The following is a 5,602-nucleotide window of genomic DNA, read 5'->3' as shown; positions in this document are numbered from 1 at the left end:
CCGGCCGTTATCTGCTCAACCCGTTCTTCCGCATCCTGGCGGATGCCCGTGCCCGCGAGGTGATGACGGCGGCGGCACTTCTGGTCGTCCTTGGCTCCGCCCTCGCCATGCAGCTCAGCGGCCTGTCGATGGCGATGGGTGCCTTCCTGGCCGGCGTGCTTTTGTCTGAATCGACCTTCCGCCACCAACTCGAAGCCGACATCGAACCCTTCCGCGGCATCCTGCTTGGCCTGTTCTTTCTCGCGGTAGGCATGTCGCTCGACCTGCATGTGGTCGCGGCGAACTGGCGGCTGATCGCCATCTATGTCGTCGCCTACATGGTGATGAAGGCATTCGGTATCTACATCGTCGCCCGCATCCTGAAATCAGGCCACCGCGAAGCCCTGGAGCGCGCGGTCTTCATGGCACAAGGCGGCGAATTCGCCTTTGTCCTTTACTCGGCGGCCGCGGCGGTCGGCATCATCGATGGCCAGGCCAACGCGACGCTGACGGCGATCGTCATCATCTCCATGGTGCTGACGCCGCTGGCCATCATCGCCTTGCGCTATCTGACGCCGCGTGACGAGCAGTCGCTCGACGGGGTCGATGTCGCCGATGGCCTGACCGGCAGCGTGCTGGTCATTGGTTTCGGCCGCTTCGGCCAGATCGCGAGCCAGCCGCTGCTGCTGCGCGGCATCGACGTCTCGATCATCGACAATGACGTCGAGATGATCCAGGCGGCGGCCGATTTCGGCTTCAAGGTCTATTATGGCGACGGCACGCGACTGGACATCCTGCATGCCGCCGGCGCCGGCCGTGCGCGTGCCGTGCTGATCTGCGTCGACAAGGCCGATGTGGCTGTTCGCATCGCCCAGTTGATCAAGGCTGAGTTTCCTTTGCTCACCGTGCTGGCCCGCGCTTTCGATCGTGGTACCGCGCTGCAGCTCATTCGCGCCGGCGTCGACTACCAGCTGCGTGAAACCTTCGAATCCGCACTTGTTTTCGGCGGCTCGGCCCTGGAATCGCTGGGCGTCGATCCCGAAGACGTGGCTGAAACGATCGAAGACGTCAGGCGCCGCGACACCGATCGCTTCGAAACCCAGCTTGCCGAAGGCATTCGCGCCGGACAGCGCTTCCTGAGAGGCAATATCGGTACGCCGATTCCGACACCGCTCTCCACGCCGCGCCGGCCTGGTCAGGCACTCAATGAAGAAACCGCGGGTGTGCTGCACAAGTCCGAACCCGCCGATTGAGCAAGGAATTAGGCATGGAATTGGACAGCAGGGCCCTGTCGGTCACCAAATTCTGGCGCGATGCCGGCGAGGATGCCTGGTTCGAGAAGAACGAGGCATTCGATGCCGAGTTCCGCGACCGCTTTCTCGGCCTGCACTACGCCGCCGCGCGGCGTGAATGCGACGACTGGCTGGAACATGCCGAAGGCGCGCTGGCGCTGATGATCCTGCTCGACCAGTTTCCGCGGAACTGTTTTCGCGGCACCGGCCATATGTACGCGACCGATCCGCTCGCCAGATATTTCGCGGAGAGGGCGATCGCGGCTGGTCATGACCTGGCACTCGAGGAAGAACTCCGCGTTTTCCTCTACCTGCCTTACGAGCATTCGGAACTGCTGGCCGACCAGGACATTTCGGTCGAACTGACGCAGGCCAGGGCCGAGCCATACCTGAAGTACGCTGTCGAACACCGCGATATCATTCAGAATTTCGGCCGTTTTCCGCACCGAAACAAGATGCTTGGCCGCGAAACCACCCCGCAGGAGCAGACGTTCCTGGATGGCGGCGGCTTCTCCGGTTAAAGACCCCGCTCCAAGGTGTGTTGAGATTCAGGTCAGGCCGAGACGAAAACGGTGGGTTCCGAGAACCGGAGCGGAGCGTACATTTGGGTACGTGAGCACCGGAAGCGCAGGAACTCGCCGTTTGCAGGCCGGCATCACCTGAATCTCAACACACCTAGGCCAACCACCAATCCCGGCCGGAGGACAATCGCTCGATGCCTGAAGTATCGACGGCGACCAGCCGGTCGGTGATGCTGCGACCGCTGACAACCAGGCCGGGCGCGATCTCGGCCAGCGGCGCCAGCACGAAGGCGCGCTCCAGCATGCGCGGATGCGGCACCTCCAGTCCGGTCTCGTGGATGACGCGGTCCCCGAACACCAGAATGTCGATATCGATCAGCCGCGGCCCCCAGCGCTCCTCCCGCACCCGCTTCAGCTTGCGCTCCGCATCGAGGCAGAGGTCGAGCAAGGCACGCGGTGCAAGCACGGTGGAAATCTCGGCGGCCGCATTGAGAAAATCGGGCTGATCGAGCTTGCCCCAGGGCGGCGTGCGATAAAGCGAGGAGACGCCGGTGACACGCGTATCCGCGTCGGCATCCAGCATGCGCAGCGCCGCGCCCATGGATTTCGCCGGATCGCCAAGATTGCCGCCAAGGCTGAGATAAACGGTGCTATTCGGGCCAGACAACGGTCACCTCGACATAATCGAGCACGCCAGGCACCGGTGCGTTCGGCTTGCGCACCGTGATCTCGGCTTTCTTAATCTGCGGAAAACGCGCCGTCAGCGCACGGGCCACTTCGAGCGCCAGCGACTCGATCAGAAAACGGCGCTGCCCGGTGATGATCTTCTCAATGACGGTGAATGCAATGCCGTAGTGGACTGTATCCTCGATCGAATCCTCGGCAAGCGCGCGGCCTGGATCGACGGTGAGAACAGCATCGACATAGAAGCGCTGGCCGAGCCTTTCCTCCTCGTCCAGCACGCCGTGCCGGGCAAAGAAAGCGCAGTTCTTCATGCGGATGACATACATCGCTCAGTTTCTCGCCTGGTCCGTCCGACGCGCCAGCATAGCATCCGCGAGCGCCAAAGCGTCCACGTTGAATGCGACATCGTGGACGCGAAACAGATCGGCGCCCTGGAGCCTCAATATAACGCTGGTCGCCGCTGTTCCGACCCCTCTGTCGGCGGCATCACGGCCGGTGACCGTGCCGATGAAGCGTTTTCGCGACGTACCGGCCATCAGCGGCAGGCCGAGGGCATGCAATTCCGAAAAGCGTGCCATCAGGTCGAGATTTTCCTCCGCCGTCTCCTTGGCGAATCCGAAACCGGGATCGAGCACGATACGATCGTCGGCGATGCCGTTCTGGCGGGCGATTTCCAGCGACCTTCGCAGGAACGTCAGTTGATCGGAAATCACATCCGGCAGCTTCTGGCGATCCCGCCCGGTATGCATGATGACAAGCCCCGCGCCGGTGTCGGCGGCGACACGCGCAATATCGGGCTCGCGCTGCAAACCCCAGACATCGTTGACGATATGCGCGCCGGCGGCGACCGCCAGCCGCGCCGTGTCGGCACGATAGGTGTCGACCGAAATCAGCACCTCGCTCACGCCCGCCAGCGCTTCGATCACCGGCAGGATGCGCTCCTGTTCCTGGCTGGCCGATACCGCGGCAGCACCTGGGCGCGTCGATTCTCCGCCGACATCGACAACCAGTGCCCCTTCCCCGATCATGCGGCGCGCCTGGGCCAGCGCCTTTTCAGGGGCGTCGAACTGGCCGCCGTCGGAAAAGCTATCGGGCGTGACATTGAGGATGCCGACGACCACGGCCTTGCCGCCAAGGTCGAGATGGCGTCCATGCGCCAAGTGCCATCGCCTGGCCGTCATTGCTCATCGACCATGGAGTTCATCAATCATGTGTGATCCCTGGCGGATCAATTTCATTGCGCCGGCAACGGCCGTAAAGCAAGGTGGTCGAAGAGGCAACATGATGAAACGATCCATGCTTGGCATGAAAAGACGGTCCCTGGGCGTGAAACGATCCTTGGCTTGCGCGCTGCTGCTCGCCATGACCCCGCTTCCGGCGGCGACGGCCAATCTCGTCAAGACGTACAGCTATTTCGCCATCGGCGGCAGCACCCTCGACGACATCGAGGCACAACTCTCCAAACGCGGGCCGGAGGTGAAAAGTACCGGCAACCGGCACCCGGGCGCCACGCAAATGGCCTTCACCACCCGTGTCAGCTATGCGCAGACGCCGAGTTCCTGCCGGATCGCCGACGCGGCGGTGACCGTCAAGGTGAAGGTGATCCTTCCCGAGTGGCGCCGCCCGCGCAAGGCCGACGCCGATGTCAGGCTGTTCTGGGATACGCTGTCCGCCGACATCAAGCGCCATGAGGAGCGCCATGTCGAAATCGCCAAGAACCATGGCGGCGAACTCGAAGAGGCCTTGAAGGCCACCTACCCGCAAAAGAACTGCGACGCCGCCAAGGCCAAGGCGGCAGCCATCACCGCGGCTGTTCTGGCCAGGCACGACCGCGCCCAGCTTCAGTTCGACCGCGTCGAAAGCGTCAATTTCGAAAGCCGCATCTTGCGGCTGCTGCGCTACCGCATGGAGCGCATCGGGAATGGCCGACTGCCGCCGGCCTGAACGCACCCGAACTGAAAGCCAAAATCCCCGAAGGTAGTGCCAGATTCGAAAAACTTTCGAGCCCCTGTCGAAACCGGCCTATATGGGACGACATATGTCAGGCTCGCCAGACGCGAGCTTAAAACACCAATGCGATCCAAACGGTCAAGAAACCGGAACGGCTGAACAGGGCCGGTCAAATCGCAAGCTTATGGATGAACGATCATGGACCAGGCTGTCGATAACAAAACGATGGCGGAAACCGGCACGCCGATAACAGAGAGCGAAAAGAACGCCATTATCGGCGGCGTGCTGTTGTCGATGCTGTTGGCGGCACTCGACCAGACCATTGTTGCGCCAGCCATGCCGACCATCGGGCATGCGCTCGGAAACGCACACTATCTGCCATGGATCGTCACCGGTTATCTCCTGACCGCTACCGCCGTGGCCCCGCTCTACGGCAAGATTTCCGACGTCTACGGCCGCCGGCCGACTGTCTATGCCGCGATCCTGATCTTTTTGGCGGGATCGCTGGTCAGTGCGATGGCTCCCAACATGTTTGTGCTGGTTGTCGGGCGGGCGATCCAGGGCGCCGGCGGCGGCGGCTTGTTCGCGTTGACGCAGACCGTCGTCGGCGATCTCGTTCCGCCGCGCGAGCGGGCACGCTATGCCGCCTGGTTCTCCGGCACATGGGCTGTCGCCAGCGTTGCCGGTCCGTTGCTCGGCGGCACTTTCGCCGAGCACCTGCACTGGTCACTGATCTTCTGGATCAACATTCCGCTTGGTGTTCTTGCGATGGCGATCATCAACAAGCCGCTCAAGAAGCTGCCCGTTGCCGCAAAGCGCCATCGCATCGACGGCCTGGGCGCGTTGCTTCTGATCATTGCCACGGCGCTGCTGCTGCTCGCATTGAACTGGGGCGGCAGCGCCTATCCCTGGATTTCGCTTGAAGTCATCGGCGTTCTCTGCGGTTCGGCGATTTTCTGGGGCGCTTTTGCCTTGCGGCTTATGCGAGCCGCCGAGCCGCTCATCTCACTCGAAGTGCTTGGCAATCCAATCGTCCTGGCGGGCACGCTTTCGATGTTCCTGCTTCAGGCCGCAAGCGTCGGCATGGCTGTGTACCTGCCCGTCTATCTTCAGGCGGTGCTCGGCCTGTCGGCCGCAGAGTCGGGCATCGCGATGCTCGGGCTTCTGCTGGGGACC

General features: G+C 62.6%; 7 protein-coding genes. 4 read left to right on the top strand and 3 right to left on the bottom strand.

Features of this window, described 5'->3' with window-relative positions:
* Nucleotides 1–1,232 (top strand): cation:proton antiporter (locus EOC06_RS27910; RefSeq protein ID WP_245470136.1); only part of this gene is annotated, 1,232 nt, incomplete at its 5' end.
* 14 nt (nt 1,233–1,246) lie between these two features.
* Nucleotides 1,247–1,792, top strand: a complete 546-nt coding sequence (locus EOC06_RS27905; protein ID WP_127323051.1) for a DUF924 family protein — start codon at nt 1,247–1,249, stop codon at nt 1,790–1,792.
* 154 nt (nt 1,793–1,946) lie between these two features.
* On the opposite strand, the gene folK is transcribed toward EOC06_RS27905, so the two are convergent.
* From folK to folP, 3 genes are read right to left on the bottom strand one after another with little or no spacing between them, the layout of a single operon-like run.
* Nucleotides 1,947–2,459 (bottom strand): 2-amino-4-hydroxy-6-hydroxymethyldihydropteridine diphosphokinase, encoded by a 513-nt coding sequence (gene folK, locus EOC06_RS27900; RefSeq protein WP_127272685.1) that lies wholly within the window; start codon nt 2,457–2,459, stop codon nt 1,947–1,949.
* Entirely contained in the window at nt 2,443–2,802 is a 360-nt protein-coding gene (folB, locus tag EOC06_RS27895; protein ID WP_023813034.1) for a dihydroneopterin aldolase, read from the bottom strand. Before folB ends, folK begins: the two co-directional genes overlap by 17 nt.
* A 3-nt stretch (nt 2,803–2,805) precedes the next feature.
* Entirely contained in the window at nt 2,806–3,657 is an 852-nt protein-coding gene (gene folP, locus EOC06_RS27890) for a dihydropteroate synthase (RefSeq protein ID WP_128309300.1), read from the bottom strand.
* A 124-nt stretch (nt 3,658–3,781) separates the two neighbouring features.
* Between folP and EOC06_RS27885 the strand changes: the two genes are divergently transcribed.
* Both EOC06_RS27885 and EOC06_RS27880 read left to right on the top strand, forming a co-directional pair.
* Nucleotides 3,782–4,420, top strand: coding sequence for a DUF922 domain-containing Zn-dependent protease (locus EOC06_RS27885; protein WP_245470134.1), 639 nt, complete (start codon nt 3,782–3,784; stop codon nt 4,418–4,420).
* 204 nt (nt 4,421–4,624) lie between these two features.
* A partial coding sequence (locus EOC06_RS27880) for an MFS transporter (protein WP_128309299.1) occupies nt 4,625–5,602 on the top strand: 978 nt, incomplete at its 3' end.

This window comes from Mesorhizobium sp. M7A.F.Ca.MR.362.00.0.0, assembly GCF_004023175.1.
Classification (GTDB): domain Bacteria; phylum Pseudomonadota; class Alphaproteobacteria; order Rhizobiales; family Rhizobiaceae; genus Mesorhizobium.
This window is presented reverse-complemented; position numbering and strand designations above follow the sequence as displayed.